At 37.8% G+C, this 17,759-nt stretch carries 20 protein-coding genes, 1 tRNA gene, 1 pseudogene and 1 other annotated feature; of the genes and pseudogenes, 4 read left to right on the top strand and 18 right to left on the bottom strand.

Translation table 11 applies throughout. From position 1 onward, the window contains the following. Nucleotide 1: 1 nt before the first annotated feature. Nucleotides 2–211, bottom strand: coding sequence for a helix-turn-helix domain-containing protein (locus CBF30_RS08435; RefSeq protein ID WP_126825146.1), 210 nt, complete (start codon nt 209–211; stop codon nt 2–4). A gap of 212 nt (nt 212–423) precedes the next feature. On the opposite strand from CBF30_RS08435, the gene CBF30_RS08430 reads away from it, so the two are divergent. Together CBF30_RS08430 and CBF30_RS08425 are read left to right on the top strand one after the other, a co-directional pair. Further along, a complete protein-coding gene (locus CBF30_RS08430; protein ID WP_126825142.1) occupies nt 424–999 on the top strand; it encodes a helix-turn-helix domain-containing protein in 576 nt (191 codons plus the stop codon). 59 nt (nt 1,000–1,058) lie between these two features. Next, the gene (locus tag CBF30_RS08425) at nt 1,059–2,234 is read left to right on the top strand and encodes a site-specific integrase (RefSeq protein ID WP_126825139.1); all 1,176 of its coding nucleotides are present in this window, start codon (nt 1,059–1,061) and stop codon (nt 2,232–2,234) included. A gap of 95 nt (nt 2,235–2,329) precedes the next feature. Here the strand turns inward: CBF30_RS08425 and sufB are convergent, their stop codons facing one another. From sufB to CBF30_RS08370, 11 genes and pseudogenes are all read right to left on the bottom strand, one after another. Further along, nucleotides 2,330–3,724: a Fe-S cluster assembly protein SufB gene (gene sufB, locus CBF30_RS08420; RefSeq protein WP_126825136.1), complete on the bottom strand. Its 1,395-nt coding sequence runs from the start codon at nt 3,722–3,724 to the stop codon at nt 2,330–2,332. Next, the gene (gene sufU / locus CBF30_RS08415; RefSeq protein ID WP_126825133.1) at nt 3,717–4,217 is read right to left on the bottom strand and encodes a Fe-S cluster assembly sulfur transfer protein SufU; all 501 of its coding nucleotides are present in this window, start codon (nt 4,215–4,217) and stop codon (nt 3,717–3,719) included. The genes sufB and sufU overlap by 8 nt, the downstream gene beginning before the upstream one ends. Further along, complete coding sequence (locus tag CBF30_RS08410; RefSeq protein WP_126825130.1) at nt 4,204–5,442, bottom strand: cysteine desulfurase; 1,239 nt, start codon at nt 5,440–5,442, stop codon at nt 4,204–4,206. The genes sufU and CBF30_RS08410 overlap by 14 nt, the downstream gene beginning before the upstream one ends. After that, entirely contained in the window at nt 5,443–6,726 is a 1,284-nt protein-coding gene (gene sufD / locus CBF30_RS08405; protein ID WP_126825127.1) for a Fe-S cluster assembly protein SufD, read from the bottom strand. Between the two features lie 16 nt (nt 6,727–6,742). Further along, entirely contained in the window at nt 6,743–7,510 is a 768-nt protein-coding gene (gene sufC / locus CBF30_RS08400; protein WP_126825124.1) for a Fe-S cluster assembly ATPase SufC, read from the bottom strand. 214 nt (nt 7,511–7,724) lie between these two features. Further along, nucleotides 7,725–8,573: a MetQ/NlpA family ABC transporter substrate-binding protein gene (locus tag CBF30_RS08395; RefSeq protein ID WP_126825552.1), complete on the bottom strand. Its 849-nt coding sequence runs from the start codon at nt 8,571–8,573 to the stop codon at nt 7,725–7,727. A gap of 33 nt (nt 8,574–8,606) precedes the next feature. Then, nucleotides 8,607–9,290 (bottom strand): annotated as a pseudogene (locus CBF30_RS08390) (methionine ABC transporter permease); the annotation flags it as partial. Next, on the bottom strand, nt 9,283–10,320 hold the full coding sequence (locus CBF30_RS08385; RefSeq protein ID WP_126825121.1) for a methionine ABC transporter ATP-binding protein: 1,038 nt from the start codon (nt 10,318–10,320) through the stop codon (nt 9,283–9,285). The pseudogene CBF30_RS08390 and the gene CBF30_RS08385, both read right to left, overlap by 8 nt. Nucleotides 10,321–10,375: 55 nt before the next feature. Continuing rightward, nucleotides 10,376–10,632, bottom strand: a binding site (T-box leader). 57 nt (nt 10,633–10,689) lie between these two features. After that, nucleotides 10,690–11,001 carry a glycine cleavage system H family protein gene (locus CBF30_RS08380; RefSeq protein WP_126825118.1) on the bottom strand — a complete coding sequence of 104 codons (312 nt, stop codon included), beginning with the start codon at nt 10,999–11,001 and terminating at the stop codon, nt 10,690–10,692. A gap of 21 nt (nt 11,002–11,022) precedes the next feature. After that, nucleotides 11,023–11,379 (bottom strand): arsenate reductase family protein, encoded by a 357-nt coding sequence (locus CBF30_RS08375; RefSeq protein WP_126825115.1) that lies wholly within the window; start codon nt 11,377–11,379, stop codon nt 11,023–11,025. 102 nt (nt 11,380–11,481) lie between these two features. Then, nucleotides 11,482–12,681: an FtsW/RodA/SpoVE family cell cycle protein gene (locus CBF30_RS08370; protein WP_126825112.1), complete on the bottom strand. Its 1,200-nt coding sequence runs from the start codon at nt 12,679–12,681 to the stop codon at nt 11,482–11,484. A 373-nt stretch (nt 12,682–13,054) separates the two neighbouring features. Here CBF30_RS08370 and CBF30_RS08365 point away from each other — a divergent pair. Then, nucleotides 13,055–13,127 (top strand) — tRNA-Thr (locus CBF30_RS08365). A 112-nt stretch (nt 13,128–13,239) separates the two neighbouring features. Here CBF30_RS08365 and apf read toward each other — a convergent pair. The 6 genes from apf to CBF30_RS08335 form a co-directional block, all read right to left on the bottom strand. After that, the gene (gene apf / locus CBF30_RS08360; protein ID WP_126825109.1) at nt 13,240–13,809 is read right to left on the bottom strand and encodes an aggregation-promoting factor; all 570 of its coding nucleotides are present in this window, start codon (nt 13,807–13,809) and stop codon (nt 13,240–13,242) included. A 365-nt stretch (nt 13,810–14,174) separates the two neighbouring features. After that, nucleotides 14,175–14,516: a hypothetical protein gene (locus tag CBF30_RS08355; RefSeq protein ID WP_126825106.1), complete on the bottom strand. Its 342-nt coding sequence runs from the start codon at nt 14,514–14,516 to the stop codon at nt 14,175–14,177. Then, complete coding sequence (locus tag CBF30_RS08350) at nt 14,517–14,720, bottom strand: hypothetical protein (protein WP_126825103.1); 204 nt, start codon at nt 14,718–14,720, stop codon at nt 14,517–14,519. It lies immediately after the preceding gene. Nucleotides 14,721–14,745: 25 nt separating this feature from the next. Continuing rightward, nucleotides 14,746–15,744: a phage tail tip lysozyme gene (locus CBF30_RS08345; protein WP_126825100.1), complete on the bottom strand. Its 999-nt coding sequence runs from the start codon at nt 15,742–15,744 to the stop codon at nt 14,746–14,748. 30 nt (nt 15,745–15,774) lie between these two features. Further along, on the bottom strand, nt 15,775–16,743 hold the full coding sequence (locus CBF30_RS08340; RefSeq protein WP_126825097.1) for a peptidoglycan amidohydrolase family protein: 969 nt from the start codon (nt 16,741–16,743) through the stop codon (nt 15,775–15,777). A 222-nt stretch (nt 16,744–16,965) separates the two neighbouring features. Further along, nucleotides 16,966–17,199 (bottom strand): helix-turn-helix domain-containing protein, encoded by a 234-nt coding sequence (locus CBF30_RS08335; protein WP_126825094.1) that lies wholly within the window; start codon nt 17,197–17,199, stop codon nt 16,966–16,968. A gap of 169 nt (nt 17,200–17,368) precedes the next feature. Here CBF30_RS08335 and CBF30_RS08330 point away from each other — a divergent pair, with 169 nt between their 5' ends. Then, on the top strand, nt 17,369–17,758 hold the full coding sequence (locus CBF30_RS08330; protein WP_126825091.1) for a helix-turn-helix domain-containing protein: 390 nt from the start codon (nt 17,369–17,371) through the stop codon (nt 17,756–17,758). The last annotated feature ends 1 nt before the right edge of the window (nt 17,759 follow it).

Below are 17,759 nucleotides of genomic sequence, written 5' to 3'. Positions count from 1 at the left end.
CTTAATTCAAATTGATAGGCTCATACTCAATCAATTCACTCAACGAAATTTCTAAATAATCACAAATTTTGGTTAATGTTTCTAACTGAATATTAGTAGTTCTTTGATAATATAATTCTGATAACACAGTTCTACTAATTCCAGTAGCTTTATTAACATCTGATACTCTAAGCATTTTCGATCCTAATATTTTCGAAAAATTATTCCCCATCTATACCCTCCTTCCAAAAGACAAATTAACATATCTATTAAATTAAAAATACATAAAAATGACAACTTTTATTGTCAAAAACTATTAAACTATATATATGCGTTTTTGTCAACTTAAATTATCATTTTTGTATTTAAATTGATTTTTTTGCATTTTTAGAATATCATTGATGATATAAGTATAAGTAACTATTAAAAAAGGAGAAGTATAAAATGATAAGAAATAGATTGTCTGTTCTTTTAGCTGAAAGAAAGCTAAAAATAACTCAAGTTGCAAATGATACAAATTTATCTAGAAATACCATCACTAGCACCGCTCAAAATGATGGTAAAATGATTCAATTGGAAACAATTAATGTGTTATGTAAATATCTAAATATAACCCCTTCAGAGTTTTTTGATTATTCCCCATTAGATTTTGAATATTATATTTCTATTGATGAAAATGTAGTTTCAGATCCTAGTATTGGCGAACCTTATGAATTCAGAATTGATGCCTTCCTAAATATTTTTGATTCAAATAACAATAAAAAAACTTTTGAATTTACTGGATTCATTACAGATATCGGACCAATTAGTCAGAATGGAGAGAATTTTGGAGACGCACTAATCGAGCCTATTTCTGAAAAAGTAATTACTAATTTAAATAAAGAGTTACATGGTCTATCTCCTACCTTAATAACTGCGATTCAAGAGGATTTTACAAAAGAAGCTGAAAAAGCGATAAGCGAATTCAGATACACTGAAAATAGCGTTAAAGTAAATCTTTTTTCAAAAAAGCTTGATTAAAATACTTTCTCTCCTATTAACCTAGCGTGCCCTCGTGAGATGAAAGGGAGAGAAAAAACATGGCAGAATATAAACAATACTCAAAAAAGAACGGTGAAAAGGCTTGGTTGCTACGTGCTTATCTTGGTAGTGATCCAGTAACTGGAAAATCTATTAAAGTAAATCGTAGAGGTTTTAACACCAAAAAAGAAGCTCAACAAGAATTAACTAGGTTACAAAATGATTTTGATAAGAAAGGTCAAGCATTAACCCAAAATATCACGTTTAAAGAACTTTATGAAATGTGGTTGGAACAACAAAGAAAGAGTGTTAAACCTTCTACAATCGCTATTTCTGTACGCTATGCAAGAAATCAGATATTGCCAGCATTCGGCAAGTTAAAGCTTAATAAAATCACTGTGGCATATTGTCAAAAGATTGTTAATGAATGGCACGACAAATATAAGCAGTATGCTTTTTTAAGAAAAGTTACTGCTCAAATTATGAAGTATGGTATTTCTATGGAGATAATGGACTCTAACCCAATGAAAAAGACTATCTTACCTAGAAAAAAAGAGGAAGAAACTAAAATAAACTTTTATTCTAAAGAGGAACTTCAAGAATTTATGGAGATAGTCAAAGCGAATAACAACTATAAACACTATGCCTATTTTAGAGTTCTTGCCTTTACCGGAATGAGAAAAAGCGAGCTTCTAGCTACTCAATGGAGTGACATTGATTTGTTTAACAAAACTATTAGCATAGGTAAAACAATAGCTATGGATGAACATGGTGATGTCGTGCTTCAATCGCCCAAAACAAAGAACTCTTTACGTTCAATCAGCTTAGATGATATAACTATCAAGATTCTTAGTAGCTGGCGTATGAAGCAACGTGAGGACTATTTTAAGTTAGGTTTCAATACTGGAAGTGAAAAACAATTTGTCTTTACCAATATTAATAATGAGCTTTATTATCCTCAAGTGGTCAATGATTGGTTAGACTGGATATACAAAAAAGAAGACCAAAAGCGTTTAAAGTTAGATCCTGATAGTGAAAAAATTAGAAGGATAACTCCTCACGGTTTCCGTCACACTCATTGCAGCCTTTTATTTGAATCAGGTGCCAATATTAACCAGGTGCAAGAAAGACTTGGCCATAAAGATATTAAAACGACTATGAATATTTATGCTCATGTCACAGAAAAAGCCAAAGAAGAAACTGGCCAGAAGTTCGCTCAATACGTTAACTTTTAATTTTTGGCTACAAGTTTGGCTACAAACTCATTTTTCAAGCAAAATAAAAAAGCTAGAACCCTTATTTAACAAGGTTTCTAGCTAATATCTAGGAATTAGCCAACGCTTCCTTCCATCTCATAGCTAATCAAGCGGTTCAGCTCGACTGCATATTCCATAGGGAGCTCTTTGGTGAAGGGTTCGACAAATCCCATGACGATCATTTCGGTGGCTTCTGATTCTGTGAGGCCACGGCTCATGAGGTAGTAGAGTTGTTCTTCGGAGATTTTAGAGACTTTGGCTTCGTGTTCGAGTGCGACTTCGCCGTTGTGGATTTCATTAAATGGAATGGTATCAGATTTTGACTGATCATCCATAATAATGGTATCGCATTCGATGTGGGACATGGAGCCTTTACTTTTTGGTCCAAAAGTGACTTGTCCTCGGTAGTTTACTTCGCCGCCATCCTTGGCAATTGATTTTGAGACAATAGAGCTTGAAGTTTGTGGGGCGTTGTGAATCATTTTGGCACCGGTATCTTGGATTTGGTTGGCTCCGGCAAAGGCAATAGAGAGCATCGTTCCGCGGGCACCACGTCCATCTAAGTATACACTTGGGTATTTCATTGTCGTTTTGGCACCCAAATTGCCATCTATCCATTCAACGGTTGCGCCTTCGTAAGCTTTTGCTCGTTTGGTTACCAAATTGTAAACATTGTCTGACCAGTTTTGGATAGTTGTGTAACGGCAGTATGCATCTTTTCTGGTATAAATTTCTACGATTGCCGCATGCAAGCTGTTACTGGAATAAGTCGGTGCGGTACAGCCTTCGACATAATGGACACTTGCACCTTCATCTACGATAATAAGAGTCCGTTCAAATTGTCCAGTATTTTCCGCATTAATCCGGAAGTATGTTTGTAATGGCACATCACATTTGACCCCTTTTGGGACATAGATAAACGTTCCACCTGACCACACAGCTGAGTTTAGTGCGGCTAATTTGTTGTCTGTTGGTGGGACTAGTTTGGCGAAATATTCTTTGAAAAGGTCTGGATATTCTTGGAGGGCTGAGTCGGTATCTGTAAAGATAATTCCCAACTTTTCAAATTCTTCTTTCATATTGTGATAGACAACCTCTGATTCGTACTGAGCAGAGGCACCAGCTAAATAAGCGCGTTCTGCTTCTGGAATCCCAATTTTTTCAAAAGTGTCTTTGATTTTATCGGGTACATCTTCCCAATCACGGGCAGGTTTGTCACTAGCCTTTTGATAGTATTTGATTTTTTCAAAATCAATGTCTGAAAGGTCTGGTCCCCACTCTTGCATGGGCATTTTGTTAAATTGGGCTAGCGACTTCAAACGAAAGTCAAGCATCCATTCTGGTTCTTTTTTGACCGCTGAAATTTCTCTGACGATTTCTTCTGTCAAGCCTTTTCCAGTTGAAAATAGTGGCTGCACATCATCGTGAAAGCCAAATTTATATTCTTCAAGTTGAGGTACTTCACTCATTTTTGTCACCTTCCTTAGTGTTCACTTCACAATGAGCTGCATGCCCGATTGTTGTTGTTTTTTGTTCGGCTAAAGCTCTTCCTAGAGCTTTCCAAGCCAGTGTGGCACATTTGATTCTAGCAGGAAATTTAGCTACACCACTTAACATGGCGGCATCTCCTAGCTCATCCAAATGCTTGATTTCTTGTCCTTGAACTAATTCTGAAAATTCTTGAATTAAGTGTAGCGCTTCTGCTTCGCTTTTGCCAATCATTGCATCACTCATCATACTGGCACTGGCAGTACTGATTGAACAACCACTCCCTGAAAAGCGGATATCTTGAATCACCTGTTGTGCATCTAAGACAAATTGAAGCTGAATCACATCGCCACAAGTGGGGTTATTCATTTCGATTTGGTTGGTTGCCTGATCGAGCACACCATGATGATGAGGATGAGACGAATGGTCTAAGATGACTTGGCGATACAAATTATCTAATTTAGAAAGTGCCATGATTGAAAAACTCCTTTGTCGCAAGAAGTGCTGCAACAAGGCGGTCAGCATCTTCTTTGGTATTATAAAAATAAAAGCTCGCACGTGCAGTTGCTGGTGTATCCAAATACTTTAATAATGGCTGCGCACAGTGATGACCGGCACGAACTGCGATCCCTTCCATATCTAGCGCGGTTGCGACATCATGAGGATGAATCCCTTCAAAATTGAACGCAATCACACCTGTTCGCTTGCTTGCTTCATTTGGTCCATAAATCTTTAATCCCTCAATTGCTTGCAGTTTTGGCAAGACATAGGCGACAAGTTCGGCTTCATAGGCATGGATGTTCGCCATTCCGATTTCATCTAGATAATCAATTGCAGCTCCAAGCGCAATTCCGCCCCCAATATTGGGCGTTCCAGCTTCAAATTTATAGGGAAGCTCACTCCATGTGCTTTCTTGTAAGTAGACAAAATCAATCATCTCGCCTCCAAATTCAACCGGCTCCATCTGTTCGAGTAAGGCTTGCTTACCATATAAGACTCCGATTCCAGTTGGGGCGCATAATTTGTGTCCACTAAAAGCAAAAAAATCGACATCTAATACTTGAACGTCTACTGGCATGTGTGGCGTTGATTGTGCACCATCTACTACGATAATGGCACCATTTTCATGTGCAAGCTGCGCTAGTTCTTGGATGGGATTGACTACGCCAAGCACGTTGGAAGCATGTGCAACCGCAACAATTTTAGTTTTCGCTGTGATTTTTTGCTTGGCATCTGCCATATCTAGTTCCCCGTCTGATGTCAATTCTATATATTTCAGTGTCGCTCCTACTCGTTTAGCTAGTTGTTGCCACGGTACGATGTTGGAATGATGTTCCATATACGAAAGGACAATCTCATCACCTGCTTGAACCGCTTTTTCTGCGTATCCTCTCGCAATCCAATTCAGTCCAGTCGTTGTTCCGCGTGTGAACAAAACTTCCTGGACAGAATCAGCATGGATAAACTGACGCACCTTTTGACGTGCTCGTTCGTAACTAGCGGTCGCTCTTTCTGCCAGTGTATGAACCCCGCGGTGAACATTGGCATTGTCTTGCGTGTAGTACTGCTTTATCGCCTGCAACACTTGTTTTGGTTTTTGCGTTGTTGCAGCATTATCTAAGTACACCAGCTTTTCGTCGTTAACTTCTTGGAAAAGAATCGGAAAATCTTTTTTTATTCTTTCGCTGTCTAGAGTCATCTAAACCAACTTCCCTTCAATTACATCCACCAATTCTTTTTGAACTGCTTTGATTGGAATCGCCGTAATCACCGAACCCAAGAAGCCACGAATAACCAAGCGCTCTGCTTCGTGCTTGCTTAAGCCACGACTCATCAAGTAGTACATTTCTTCAGGATCAACTCGTCCAACACTGGCTGCGTGTCCTGCGGTCACTTCGTTTTCATCAATCAAAAGAATCGGATTAGCATCTCCTCGTGCTTTTTCAGAAAGCATTAAGACACGACTTTCTTGTTGTGCATCAGCATTTTTAGCTCCTTTGATGATGTGTCCAATCCCATTAAACGTCAAGGTTGCTTTATCTCGAATTACCCCATGTTGCAAGATGTGCCCGATGGAATTCGCTGCTTTATTCGTTACTCGCGTATCAATTCCTTGGATTTGTTTGCCGGAGCTAATCGCAACCACTTTAATCTCAGAATGCGCACCTACACCAACTAAGTCCGAGTCAAAGTCCGCAACAATATCTCCATCATTGAAAATCCCAATCGCCCAATCAATCGAAGCATCCCGTCCAATATATCCACGACGGTTCACATAAGAGGTACTATTTTCACTCAATTGATCAATTGCAGCATATTTGATTTTTGCTCCTTGTTTGGCAATCACCTCTACAACGACATTGCCACTAATCTTTTGTTTTCCTTCACCAACTGCTTTGAGACGTTCTAAGTAAGTGAATTCGCAATTTTCTTCTGCAACAATCAAGACATGTTTCACAAAAGCTGTTGTAGCGCATGAATCTTGAAATAATAGTGCCTCAATTGGTTCTTCAATGACAACATTTTTCGGTACATACAAGAAAACACCGCTATTCATAAAGGCTGCATGAAAGGCTGTCAATTTGTCTTCGTCCGGTAAAACTGCCTGATTCATATAGGCTGCTTGCACTAGCTCAGGGTATTCTTGTAAGGCTGTTTGCATATCCGTGTAAATAACACCTTGTTCTAACAACTTTGTTGAAATTTGTTCGATGGTCGTCGTTTTTCCGTGCTGTACAATCAGCGGATTATCTTTTGCTTCGTCAAACGCATAGACGCTTTCTGGAACTTGTCCTTCTTTGAAATCTCCTACGTTAAATAAAGGCATCCGCTCTACTTTAACCCGCTCGATGTGTGGTAATTCAAGTGTGGCTAACTTTTCTAGAGATGCTTCTCTTAGCTCGAGCATCCACTGTGGTTCTCCTAAGCTGAGTGACAAGTCGCGCACGTCAGCAAGGTATTCTTGCCATTGTCTTTCTTTCATTGCTTTTGTCTCTCCTTTATTCTTCGGTTAGCTCAATTCCAAGTTCTTGTCCAATTCCAGCATAGCCTTCTGCTTCTAAACGTTTGGCAAGTTCTGCACCACCTGTTTTGACCACACGACCATCCATCATCACATGCACGACATCTGGTGTAATGTAGTTGAGCAGACGTTGGTAATGTGTAATGATTAGGGAACCAAAATTGTCTCCACGCATCGCATTGACCCCTTTAGATACCACTTTTAGTGCATCGATATCCAAGCCCGAATCAATTTCATCTAAAATCGCAAACGTTGGTTCAAGCATCAACAATTGTAAGATTTCATTCCGTTTCTTTTCACCACCGGAAAATCCTTCATTTAAGTAACGTTCTGCCATTTCTTCTGGCATATTTAATAAATCCATTTTTTCGTCTAATTTTTTGATGAAGGCCATGACAGACATTTTATCGTCCTCATCACGACGTGCGTTGATCGCAGCACGCATAAATTCTGCATTGGTAATACCTGCAATTTCACTTGGATATTGCATAGCTAAAAACAGACCTGCACGTGCACGTTCGTCGACTTCCAGCTCTAAAATATTTTCACCGTCTAATAAAATTTCACCTTCGGTAACTTCGTAGTTAGGATTGCCCATGATTGCAGCAGAAAGAGTGGATTTTCCTGTTCCATTTGGTCCCATGATGGCATGGATTTCACCAGTTTTCATTGTTAGGTTGACGCCTTTTAAAATCTGTTTGTCTTCGATTGAGACATGCAAATTCTTTATTTCTAATACAGACATGTATGTTTCCTCCAATTAACTAAAATTTCTAAGACTTCTCGTTTATATTCTATCTTAATTGAGAATGAATCGCAAACTCTATGCTACATAACTCGATGAAAAGAAGTATATTCTTCTACCGATTCTATCGATTAATTAAACTAATTATAATTTGATAAGAAGAAAAGAATAAGAGTATGACAGAAAAGAAAGACTCCTTTTTCTGTCATACTCTTTACTCGTTGACTGGAATAACCACACCTTTGAATTGTTTGGTAATCCACGTTTGAACTTCTTGGCTATGTAAAACTTTAACCAATTCTTTGATTGCTTTACTGTTTTTATCTTCGGTTCTAGCGGCAATGATATTAGCATACGGAGAGTTGTCTGATTCAATCAATACACTGTCTTTCTTCGGAACTAAGCCGATTCCTACTGCAAAATTAGCATTGATTGCAACCAAATCACCCTCATTATTTTGATACGCGGTTGCCAGCAGCGACGCATCAATCGCATGCTGAAACTTCAAATGTTTGGGATTTTTTTCAATATCATCGAAAGTTGCAGTTTCAAGATTGGTTCCTTTTTTTACTGTTATAAGTCCTGCATCGCTTAACATCGTAAGAATCCTTCCCCAATCAGATTCAGAATTACTCGTTACGATTGTCGCGCCATCTTTTAACTCTTTCACGTCTTTGATTTTTTGGGAATAAAGTGCCATAGGCTCCAAATGAATACTGCCCATATTTGTAAAGGCATAATTATTTTCTTTGACTTGTTTTTTAAAATACGGAATATGTTGGAAATAATTTGCGTCAATCTCTTTTCCAGCTAATGCTTTATTGGGCAAAATATAATCATCAAATTTCACCACTTCAAGATTAATGCCTTTCTTTTTTAAAATAGGCTTGATATGCTCTAAAATCTCTGCATGTGGCGTGGGGGAAGCACCAACTTTTAGCGTTACTTCATCTTTACTATTTGTCGCCTGCTCGTTTGATTTCGAGCTTGAATGTGAGAGGCTGCCCCAAACAGCGAGTCCTATCACAGCCAGTGTAGCAACTCCCCAGACAATTTTTTTCACTTTTGAGCGTTTTTTTTGTGCACTTTGTGGCAAGCGCTTGTCAGAGCGCAAGACGGCTGAGTCGCCTAAAGCTTGCACGAAAAACACTAATAATAAGATCAAGACCGTCGCAACTAGTGTCACCGTCCACCTACTTCTTTGAAATCCATCTTGGTACGCTAGACCACCAAGTCCACCAGCGCCAATCGCCCCTGCCATCGCTGTAAACCCAATCATGGTAATAGCTGTAACGGTTAGTCCTGAAATCAGGGCAGGTTTGCTTTCAGGAATTAAAATCTTCCGGATAATCTGCCAATTACTCGCGCCCATTGCTTCTGAGGCTTCAAGTACGCCTTGATCAACCTCGCGAAAAGCCATCTCAACAAGTCTTGCATAAAAAGGAACTGCGGATAAGACCAAACCCGGAATGGCTGCCTCGGGTCCAATAAATGACCCCACTAAAAGTTTCGTAAACGGAATCAGCAAAATAATCAAAATAATAAACGGAGTAGAACGAAAAATATTGCTAATAATGGACACAAGTGAATAGGCCACCTTGGCGCTCTTCTTTTTACTTTTTCCTAAATAATAAAGAGCCAGCCCCAATAACAATCCGAAAATCAGCACAAAAATCATTGATACAATTGTCATGAGTAGCGTGTCTTTGATTGCTTGGATAAAGGTTGCTAAGTCTAATTCACTCCAATTAAAATAGGTCTCGCTAAATGTTTTATTCATGATGTTTCACCTCTACGCCAACTTCTTGTTCTTTAAAATACGCAAATGCTGCTGCTACTTCTTCCTTTGTCCCAGTCACTTGAACAAGCATGGTACCAAAGGAAGCCTTTTGATTTTGTTGAATCGTTCCCTGAAGTACATTTAAGTCGACATTCGTTTGCTTGATTACTTTTGAAATGACAGGTTCTTTTGATTGTGCTCCGGTAAATTTCAATTGAAGAATAACACCTTGTGGATATTTTTGAATCAAGTAGTCAATAGATTGATCGGTTGGTTCATTTTCGGGTAGGAGTTCTTGTTGGACAAATCTTTTTGTGACTGCTTGTTGTGGTGAATGAAAGACTTGTAAAACCTCCCCCGTCTCTACAACTTTTCCAGCTTCCATAACCGCAACCCGGTGACAAATTTTTCTGATAACATGCATCTCGTGTGTGATGAGCACAATCGTCAAATTCAACTGGCGGTTAATCGTCAACAATAGCTCTAAAACTTCATCCGTCGTCTGTGGATCTAGTGCACTTGTGGCTTCGTCACAGAGCAGAATGTCCGGTTTATTTGCAAGTGCGCGAGCAATGCCGACACGTTGTTTTTGTCCGCCTGAAAGTTGGGCAGGATACGCCTCTTCCCGTCCTTTGAGACCAACTAATTGGATTAGTTCTGTTGCACGTGCTTCTCGCTCTTCTCTGGCCATTCCTTCTAGTTCTAGCGGCAATACGATATTTTCTCGCACAGTTCTAGACCATAACAAGTTAAAGTGTTGGAAAACCATGCCCACGCGTTTGCGGTAATCCCTTAGTTTGGCTCCTTTTAATTCCACAACATCTTGTTGACCAATAATGACCTCGCCAGATGTTGGTTGTTCTAGTCCATTTAGCAAGCGGATTAAGGTACTTTTCCCTGCACCAGAATAGCCAACAATTCCAAATATTTCTCCCTTTTCAATCGTAAGTGAGACATTGTTTACAGCGGAAACCAAACCTTCTTTTCCTTGAAATTCTTTTTTTACATGATGAAGTTCAATAAATGACATTCTCATTCCTCCTTTTCGCTTAACGTCATTAAAAAAGCCTTCGTCCTCGTGTCTCCACAAGGACGAAAGCTTTCTACTTACGTGTTACCACCTTTTTTCGCTACTTTCATGACAAAAGCAACCTCAGTCAGTATACTTGTATTGCTGTATACTTGAGCACGCTAACGAGTGCACCCGAAACTAGCTTACCTTACGCTCACTAGCTTTGCTCAAAGACCATCTTCCATTTTATGTCAGCTTCCTCTTTTTTCAGCAAACAGAGGTCTCTCGTAAAGCGTTTCTAAAACGTACTCTTCTTTTCAAAGCATTTTTCTTTATTTTGGTGTTAGTGTACCAGTTAATTTAAGTTTTTGTCAACTATTTATTTTTTTATTCACCAGTTTTTGATAGTACAACGAGCCAAGCATTTGCCTCATTTTTATCATCTAAAACTGCTGGATTTTCTAACGCTTTGGTGTTAACCTCAATGACTGTACCAGGAAATGGGACTAAAAATTCAGAAACAGATTTTTCAGCCTCTACTTCAACAAGTGTTTCTCCTAAGCTCAGTTGGGTGCCAACTTTAGGCAATGTAACAAAAGTAACCGCACCGATTTCCTCTTGTGTGGTATTGGTCAAACCAATTTTTACCCCGTCACCGTGTGGTTCAATCCATAAAGAATCATTGGCAATTTTTTCCATGCTACTTCGCCTACTTTCTTTTTAAATTTCTAATGCCGTTTCATAACTGCTTTCCTTAAACCCTAACAGAACATCCTCTTCGGTGATTAAAATAGGACGTTTAATCAACATACCATCTGTTGCAAGCAATTGGGCTGCTTGGCTTTTAGAAAAATCATTGACTTTGTCTTTTAAACCTTGCTCACGGTAACGAATGCCACTCGTATTGAAAAAGCGCCGAATCGGTAATTCACTTTGACCCATCCATTTTTCCAAAGTACGTTGTGTCGGAATATTTTCAATCATATCAATCGTTTGATATTCAATTTGGTGAGCATCTAACCAAGCTTTTGCTTTCTTACATGTGCTGCATTTTGGGTACCAATAAAAAGTGACCATTTAACTGCCTTCTTTCTGTTTTTCTTTTAGTATAGCATAAATGATAAAACGCAAAAAGAGACGCACAAGAAATGTTCCTTTCAAGTGAATCTCTTTTTGTCTTTATGCTCTTTGTCCTCGTGTATGCGTATGACTATAACTTTCAGACTGGAAGCGCATGGACATAATCAGTCCAATCCCAATCATATTACTCAAAAGCGACGAGCCCCCTTGACTTATAAAAGGCAACGGAATCCCTGTCAATGGAAGTAAGCCTATATTGGCGCCTATATTTTCGAAAACGTGGAATAAAATCATCATGATAATTCCAGTTGAAATGTAGGCATAAAACTCATTATTTGTATCAAAGCAAACCCGAATCATTCTATAAATCAAAATAAAATACATCAAAATTACCAGACAACCGCCTAAAAAGCCAAAATTTTCACCAATTACTGTAAAAATCATATCCGACTCCCTTACAGGTACATAAACTTGTGAAACATTGAAGCCTTTGCCAAGCATGCCTCCTGAGCCAATCGCGGTTAAACCTTGCGCTTGTTGGTAAGAAACTCCGGAAGCATCATGAAACGGATCTAACCAAGAGTCAATGCGCGAAAATTGGTACTGATGAAAGCCAACTTTGTAAAGCAACTCCCGCCCACTCGTTGTCGTAACAAGGAATAACGTCCCTCCGGCAACAACAATAAACAAAAGCACGATGGGCACGATGATCTTCCAACTGATACCCGACATCAAAAAAACGCCGCCGATAATCGCTATAAATACGAGCAATGTTCCTAAATCCTTTTGTAGCAGTAACAATACACCCACAGGTGCAAAAACTAAAAGTAGCTTTCCAATTAGCAAAAAATCGGAACGCATATCTCGTGGCTTGTACTTAGAATTGTGCTGTGTGACAACATATGCAAGCATGAGTACAAAGGCAATTTTCATTAGTTCGGATGGTTGGAAACTTTGACCTGCAATATTAAACCAGTTTTTGGATCCAGTCTGGATAAAAAGATTCTGGTCATAAAATTTGACTAGTGCTGCCATAATCAAAAGGCCAATCCCATAAAAAATCGGGGTCATCTTCCATAGCAACCTAGATGAAAACTGCATCAAAATTACAACCGCCACACCACCAAGTAGATACCAAAGTGCTTGAGAAAGCATTTGTTTCATAATATTGTGTGAGGCTGAATCATGCTTTAATGCTACATATAAAGAGAGCATCCCAATAATAGCTAGAATAAAAACCGGTAGTAAAACGCCATAATCAATTCGATTATCTAAATTATAATTTCTTTTTTTTTGCATAGTTCATCCCTTTTCTTCGATTCATCACTTCATTATATCTTACGACGCATGCGTGTATCTTTCACACGGGATACAATTTAAAAAAAGTTAAGCATTTAAATGAAGAAACGCTGTCCTCTAACTTTTTCCACTTTACCTTTAATTGTATCTTTTTTCATAAATGAACACAATAGAAAGTCATTTTTTTTCAACATTCAGCATATTTTTTTAAGTGACTTGTACAATTCCTAACATCCTACTGGCTTTTTGAAATAGGCGCCTGTTAAAAAAAAGCACTTAGGTTATTTCTGAGTACTTTTTACTTTATTTCTCGACAAAAAGAAGACTTTACAAAAAAACAGGAAAAGTTTATAATCATTACTGTACTAATAACGCCGACTTAGCTCAGTTGGTAGAGCAACGCACTCGTAACGCGTAGGTCGTAGGTTCGATCCCTATAGTCGGCATTTATTTTATAACAGCACACTCTCTGTTTAGAGAGTGTTTTTTTGTGTAAAAAAAACAAGCACTCGCATGAATGCTTGTTTTTTACTTGTTTATTTCAGAATGTTTTTTGGCTTAGTACCAACCATTTGCCATCCAGAATGATTGTGCAGCTTCCCATGAACCATAACGTTGTGCCACATAGTTATCGGCTACACGTTCTTGATTTGCTGCTGAGTAATCTCCATTAAGGTATGAAGAATCTAATTGATATCTACCAATGTAGCGACCATTCGTTGCTGTATAAGAACCGCTAGATTCTCTTTGTGCAATCCACTCTTTAGCAGATGAAGAAGTTCCAGTATAAGTAGAAGCTGCTGTTTGTGTTGTTGTTTGTGCTGCAGCTGCTGGAGCTGTTGTTGTTGCTTGACTTGTTGTAGTAGTTGTTGTTGCAACTGCTTGTCCATCAGTTGGAATAGTTAATTGTTCTCCAACATAGATCATATTAATATCTGATACATTATTTTTTTGTGCAATTGAATTGATTAAGCTATTGTCACCTTTAAATTGTTGCGAGATAGTTGATAAAGTATCTCCGCTTTTAATTGTATATAAAGTATCTGCACTTGCATTGCTTGCTCCAAAGAAAATTGCTAGTCCTGCTGTCAAAGTTGCTCCAAGTAAAATCGTTTTAAGTGATTTCATGTTGTTTCTCCTCTTTGTTTAAGTAGTTTAGTCGTTATCTCAACGACATTGATAACTTTAACAATTTTATTGACGTCGTAGGTAAAAATACTGTGACAATTCATTACGAGTATTGTCATACTGTGACATATTGTAAAAACTTCCTCTATAAACCTTGGTATTAAGCCTTTTTTTAATTTCACATAAACAAATTTTAATCTCGTTTTTTTTTTGAAATAATTTTTTTTATTCTTTTTTTCTCCAAATATTACAGTAATATTGCAATTATTTCTTAATTTAAAGGCTTTTTCCCTATAAAACGCCTTAAAATGAACGGATTATTCCTCGTCTCTTGCCAATGCACTCAAGCAGCAGAACAAATTAAACTAAAATGAACTTTTTTCTTCTTTGCTATATTGTATTTTTTCCATCATATTATCTAGCTTTCGATCTACATTTATCACAGTAGTGCTGATACCTGCCAAAGTTTGCTTCTCTTCTTCTAGGATTTGCTGTTGTTGTTCAATAAGCTCTTGTTGCTTAGTTAGCGTAACTAAATACTCTTTGCGTTCACTGATAGATTGCTCTCGTTCTTCACCTAAAACTTTGGCTACTTTATAGATTACAAAACAAAGAATCGCAAAGACAAGCATGAATAAAACTAGAAAAACAATCTCTCTTTGAACTGCCCAATCGGTGATATCCATTACTTGTTTTACTCCTGCCAATTACTTCACCTCACTTTCATCTCTAATCGTCTCATGAAAAAGCCCTATTTTCTCAGGTAAAATATTGTAAAAATCGCCTTCTTGATAAATCGGATAACGTTTACTATCACTTGGAAAGGCTTGATTAAGCCATGCTATAATTGTCCGTTTTTGTCGGGAAACCATGTACACTTTGTTTGATGAGAGCCCTATAGCTTGCCACATAGAATCGCCCTTTCTTTTTTCTTGACTAATATTTAAAACTCTTCACATGATCGCCTGTTAATTTGGCCAATATATAGAGGTAAGACTGAATTTCTCCCACTACAATTGGTGTATCATGATTGTTAAATCCTTCTCCTTTAATTCGAATATCAAAACTACCATAGCTCGTTGGACTTTTGACAATGGTTTTGCCCAAAATATTGGCATACGTATCGGTACTTAAATTTTTGCTTAATAATGGTACAACCCGTTTAGCCATTTGGGGATTGCAATTTCGAATTTCAATACGGTATGAGCCATCTGAATTTTGATTATGAACCATATTACTCTGAATATAGCCTGGCTCTGTAATTCTTAAATCTGCGGCTGCACGATTTAAAGCATATTGTAATGTTGAAAAGCTGTAGCAATCCACAACGACTGTATAGACATTATTTGGCTGTAAGTCAGCACGTACCATATGAAGCGTAAGCAAAGGTGCATATCTTTCTTTCAACCATTTCACAGTTATGTCTGCGACACTATTCGTTACATTATCAATGGCAATTCCATTGTGTGTTGCTTCGTTACTAAATAAGTTAAACCATTGTTGTGCCATCCCAATTCTTTCTGGATGTGTTACTGCTGGTCGTTCAAAGTTAGCTTCGAAAGCTACAGTTGCAGTTGCAACATTATTTAACTTAATAAATTGAGCCGGACTATATGGATAGGAAGCTTTTGCAATATATTGTCCATGATGCATATCCCAAACAAGTAACTCTAGCTGAGCAGAAATACTTCGATAATCTCCGTTAATTCCTGCAGCATTCATTTTTTGTTGGACATATTGACGACCTGGAACTTGATTTACAGAAGTCCATTGAACCAGTCCATATCCTACACCACTTCCGTATTCGTCCATATCTGGCATAATCCCCGATTCTTGTTGCATATTTCCTAAAACTCCAGCAGTTGCTTCCTTAGACCATCCTTTTGCTCTTAAATAATTCCAAACTTGTTGAGCATTTTCTTTTTGTGTTGCCATTTTTTCTTCCTTCTTTCTATTTTCTTTTAATTAATATTTAAAACTCTTCACATGATCGCCTGTTAATTTGGCCAATGCATAGAGGTAAGACTGAATTTCTCCCACTACAATTGGTGTATCATGATTGTTAAATCCTTCTCCTTTAATTCGAATATCAAAACTACCATAGCTCGTTGGACTTTTGACAATGGTTTTGCCTAAAATATTGGCATACGTATCGGTACTTAAATTTTTGCTTAATAATGGTACAACTCGTTTAGCCATTTGGGGATTGCAATTTCGAATTTCAATACGGTATGTGCCATCTGAATTTTGATTATGAACCATATTACTCTGAATATAGCCTGGCTCTGTAATTCTTAAATCTGCGGCTGCACGATTTAAAGCATATTGTAATGTTGAAAAGCTGTAGCAATCCACAACGACTGTATAGACATTATTTGGCTGTAAGTCAGCACGTACCATATGAAGCGTAAGCAAAGGTGCATATTTTTCTTTCAACCATTTCACAGTTGTGTCTGCGACACTATTCGTTACATTATCAATGGCAATTCCATTGTGTGTGTTACCTACAGGTTGATCTGCACCTTTTAGTCGGTAAAAATAAACTGGCAAACCAGATCCATCTCCCATATAACCAGATGCATTGGTTTCTGCAATGCCTAAGCTTCCAGAACAATGAATAATACGGCTACTACTCACAAAAACTCCCGTATGTCCACCAGCATTCCCACTCGAACCTTTGACACCTGCAACGAATAAATCCCCTCGTTGTACCTGGTTGCGAGCAATCGGCAGTAACAACCTTCCTTCTAAATGATATAAACTTTCTGTATTTCCGATTCCTGTTCCTTTTGATAAAAAGCCTGCTTCGATTAACGCAAAGAATACTGACGAACTACAGTCATAGCTATTTGGACCTAAACGATTGGTCATTGAATAAATGACTCTCCCTTCTCTTGCTCGAAACCAATTAATTACCCTTTCTACATTTGCCATTCTTTTTCCTTCTTTCTTTATTTTTTAAACAGCGAACACGTGTTCTCTATCTGACTTTTATTCTAGCAAATCTAATTTAGATGTCTAGTTCATTCCGGTTGTTTTTTAGCTTAAATGCTATTATGAACAAAAAAAGATGGAACAACAGGTTTTTCCTCTTGTTCCATATCTAATCGCTTAATAAAAAGATGATTCGCCACAATTATTTCTAGTCCGTTCTTCCTATCCTTCTGACCAATCTTCTAATAAATCTAGTGTTTTTACTTCTAAGATCCGCGCAATCTCTTGTAATTTTTTGGTTGTCACGCTGACTTCTCCCTTTAAAATAAGGTTAAATCGTTTGCCATCTATCCCTGTTTTCCGTTTGATCATACTCTTAGTAACATGTTTTTCGTAGATATAACGCTCAATATTTTCACCAATGACGTGATTGATTTCTCGCTCTTGTTCTTCCATATTTGATACCCCTTTTATCAGAAATTTTGCTTTTTCTATACTTTTATGCTATTATTCAGATGTTAAATAGATGTATTTTAACTTTTAAGTTAATTCTATTATAAAATTTCTAACCATTTTGTCAACACAAAATAACTTATATGCTATTCAATTTTATTAGGAGGACGTTATGGATATTGTGGGTCGTATTAAAGAGTTATGTGTCGAACGGCAGCTAACTTTTGCTGAACTGGAAAGAACTGTAGGCATTTCCAATGGTCAAATTCGTCGTTGGAACTCTGTCTCGCCAAAATCAGAAACATTGCAAAAAATTGCTGATCATTTTGGTGTCTCTACTGATTATCTATTAGGTAGGACACCGGTCCAAAAGATTGCCTCGCCACAAAGCAATGAAGAGAATGAAGAATATGATGATTTAGTCATCATGTTTCGAAAAAATGAGCGGGAAATTCCTGAACAAGAACGAGCCCATTACCGAAAAGAAGTTGAAAAGCTAATGGATTTTGTCAAATACACGATGAAAAATCTTGATGATGCTTCCAACACCCATCAGGAATGAT

This window comes from Vagococcus entomophilus (assembly GCF_003987595.1).
Classification (GTDB): Bacteria; Bacillota; Bacilli; order Lactobacillales; family Vagococcaceae; genus Vagococcus_E; species Vagococcus_E entomophilus.
Note: the sequence above shows the minus strand (reverse complement) of the source record. Positions and strands in the feature narration are given on the sequence as shown.

What these genes read in the sequence shown, in the direction of transcription:
- CBF30_RS08375 (WP_126825115.1), bottom strand. Translation starts at nt 11,379, where the DNA reads ATGGTCACTTTTTATTGGTACCCAAAATGCAGCACATGTAAGAAAGCA.
- sufB (WP_126825136.1), bottom strand. Translation starts at nt 3,724, where the DNA reads ATGAGTGAAGTACCTCAACTTGAAGAATATAAATTTGGCTTTCACGAT.
- CBF30_RS08435 (WP_126825146.1), bottom strand. Translation starts at nt 211, where the DNA reads ATGGGGAATAATTTTTCGAAAATATTAGGATCGAAAATGCTTAGAGTA.
- CBF30_RS08345 (WP_126825100.1), bottom strand. Translation starts at nt 15,744, where the DNA reads ATGGCAACACAAAAAGAAAATGCTCAACAAGTTTGGAATTATTTAAGA.
- apf (WP_126825109.1), bottom strand. Translation starts at nt 13,809, where the DNA reads ATGAAATCACTTAAAACGATTTTACTTGGAGCAACTTTGACAGCAGGA.
- CBF30_RS08370 (WP_126825112.1), bottom strand. Translation starts at nt 12,681, where the DNA reads ATGCAAAAAAAAAGAAATTATAATTTAGATAATCGAATTGATTATGGC.
- CBF30_RS08330 (WP_126825091.1), top strand. Translation starts at nt 17,369, where the DNA reads ATGGATATTGTGGGTCGTATTAAAGAGTTATGTGTCGAACGGCAGCTA.
- CBF30_RS08430 (WP_126825142.1), top strand. Translation starts at nt 424, where the DNA reads ATGATAAGAAATAGATTGTCTGTTCTTTTAGCTGAAAGAAAGCTAAAA.
- CBF30_RS08335 (WP_126825094.1), bottom strand. Translation starts at nt 17,199, where the DNA reads ATGGAAGAACAAGAGCGAGAAATCAATCACGTCATTGGTGAAAATATT.
- CBF30_RS08340 (WP_126825097.1), bottom strand. Translation starts at nt 16,743, where the DNA reads ATGGCAAATGTAGAAAGGGTAATTAATTGGTTTCGAGCAAGAGAAGGG.
- sufD (WP_126825127.1), bottom strand. Translation starts at nt 6,726, where the DNA reads ATGAAAGAAAGACAATGGCAAGAATACCTTGCTGACGTGCGCGACTTG.
- CBF30_RS08425 (WP_126825139.1), top strand. Translation starts at nt 1,059, where the DNA reads ATGGCAGAATATAAACAATACTCAAAAAAGAACGGTGAAAAGGCTTGG.
- sufC (WP_126825124.1), bottom strand. Translation starts at nt 7,510, where the DNA reads ATGTCTGTATTAGAAATAAAGAATTTGCATGTCTCAATCGAAGACAAA.
- sufU (WP_126825133.1), bottom strand. Translation starts at nt 4,217, where the DNA reads ATGGCACTTTCTAAATTAGATAATTTGTATCGCCAAGTCATCTTAGAC.
- CBF30_RS08410 (WP_126825130.1), bottom strand. Translation starts at nt 5,442, where the DNA reads ATGACTCTAGACAGCGAAAGAATAAAAAAAGATTTTCCGATTCTTTTC.
- CBF30_RS08350 (WP_126825103.1), bottom strand. Translation starts at nt 14,720, where the DNA reads ATGTGGCAAGCTATAGGGCTCTCATCAAACAAAGTGTACATGGTTTCC.
- CBF30_RS08380 (WP_126825118.1), bottom strand. Translation starts at nt 11,001, where the DNA reads ATGGAAAAAATTGCCAATGATTCTTTATGGATTGAACCACACGGTGAC.
- CBF30_RS08385 (WP_126825121.1), bottom strand. Translation starts at nt 10,320, where the DNA reads ATGTCATTTATTGAACTTCATCATGTAAAAAAAGAATTTCAAGGAAAA.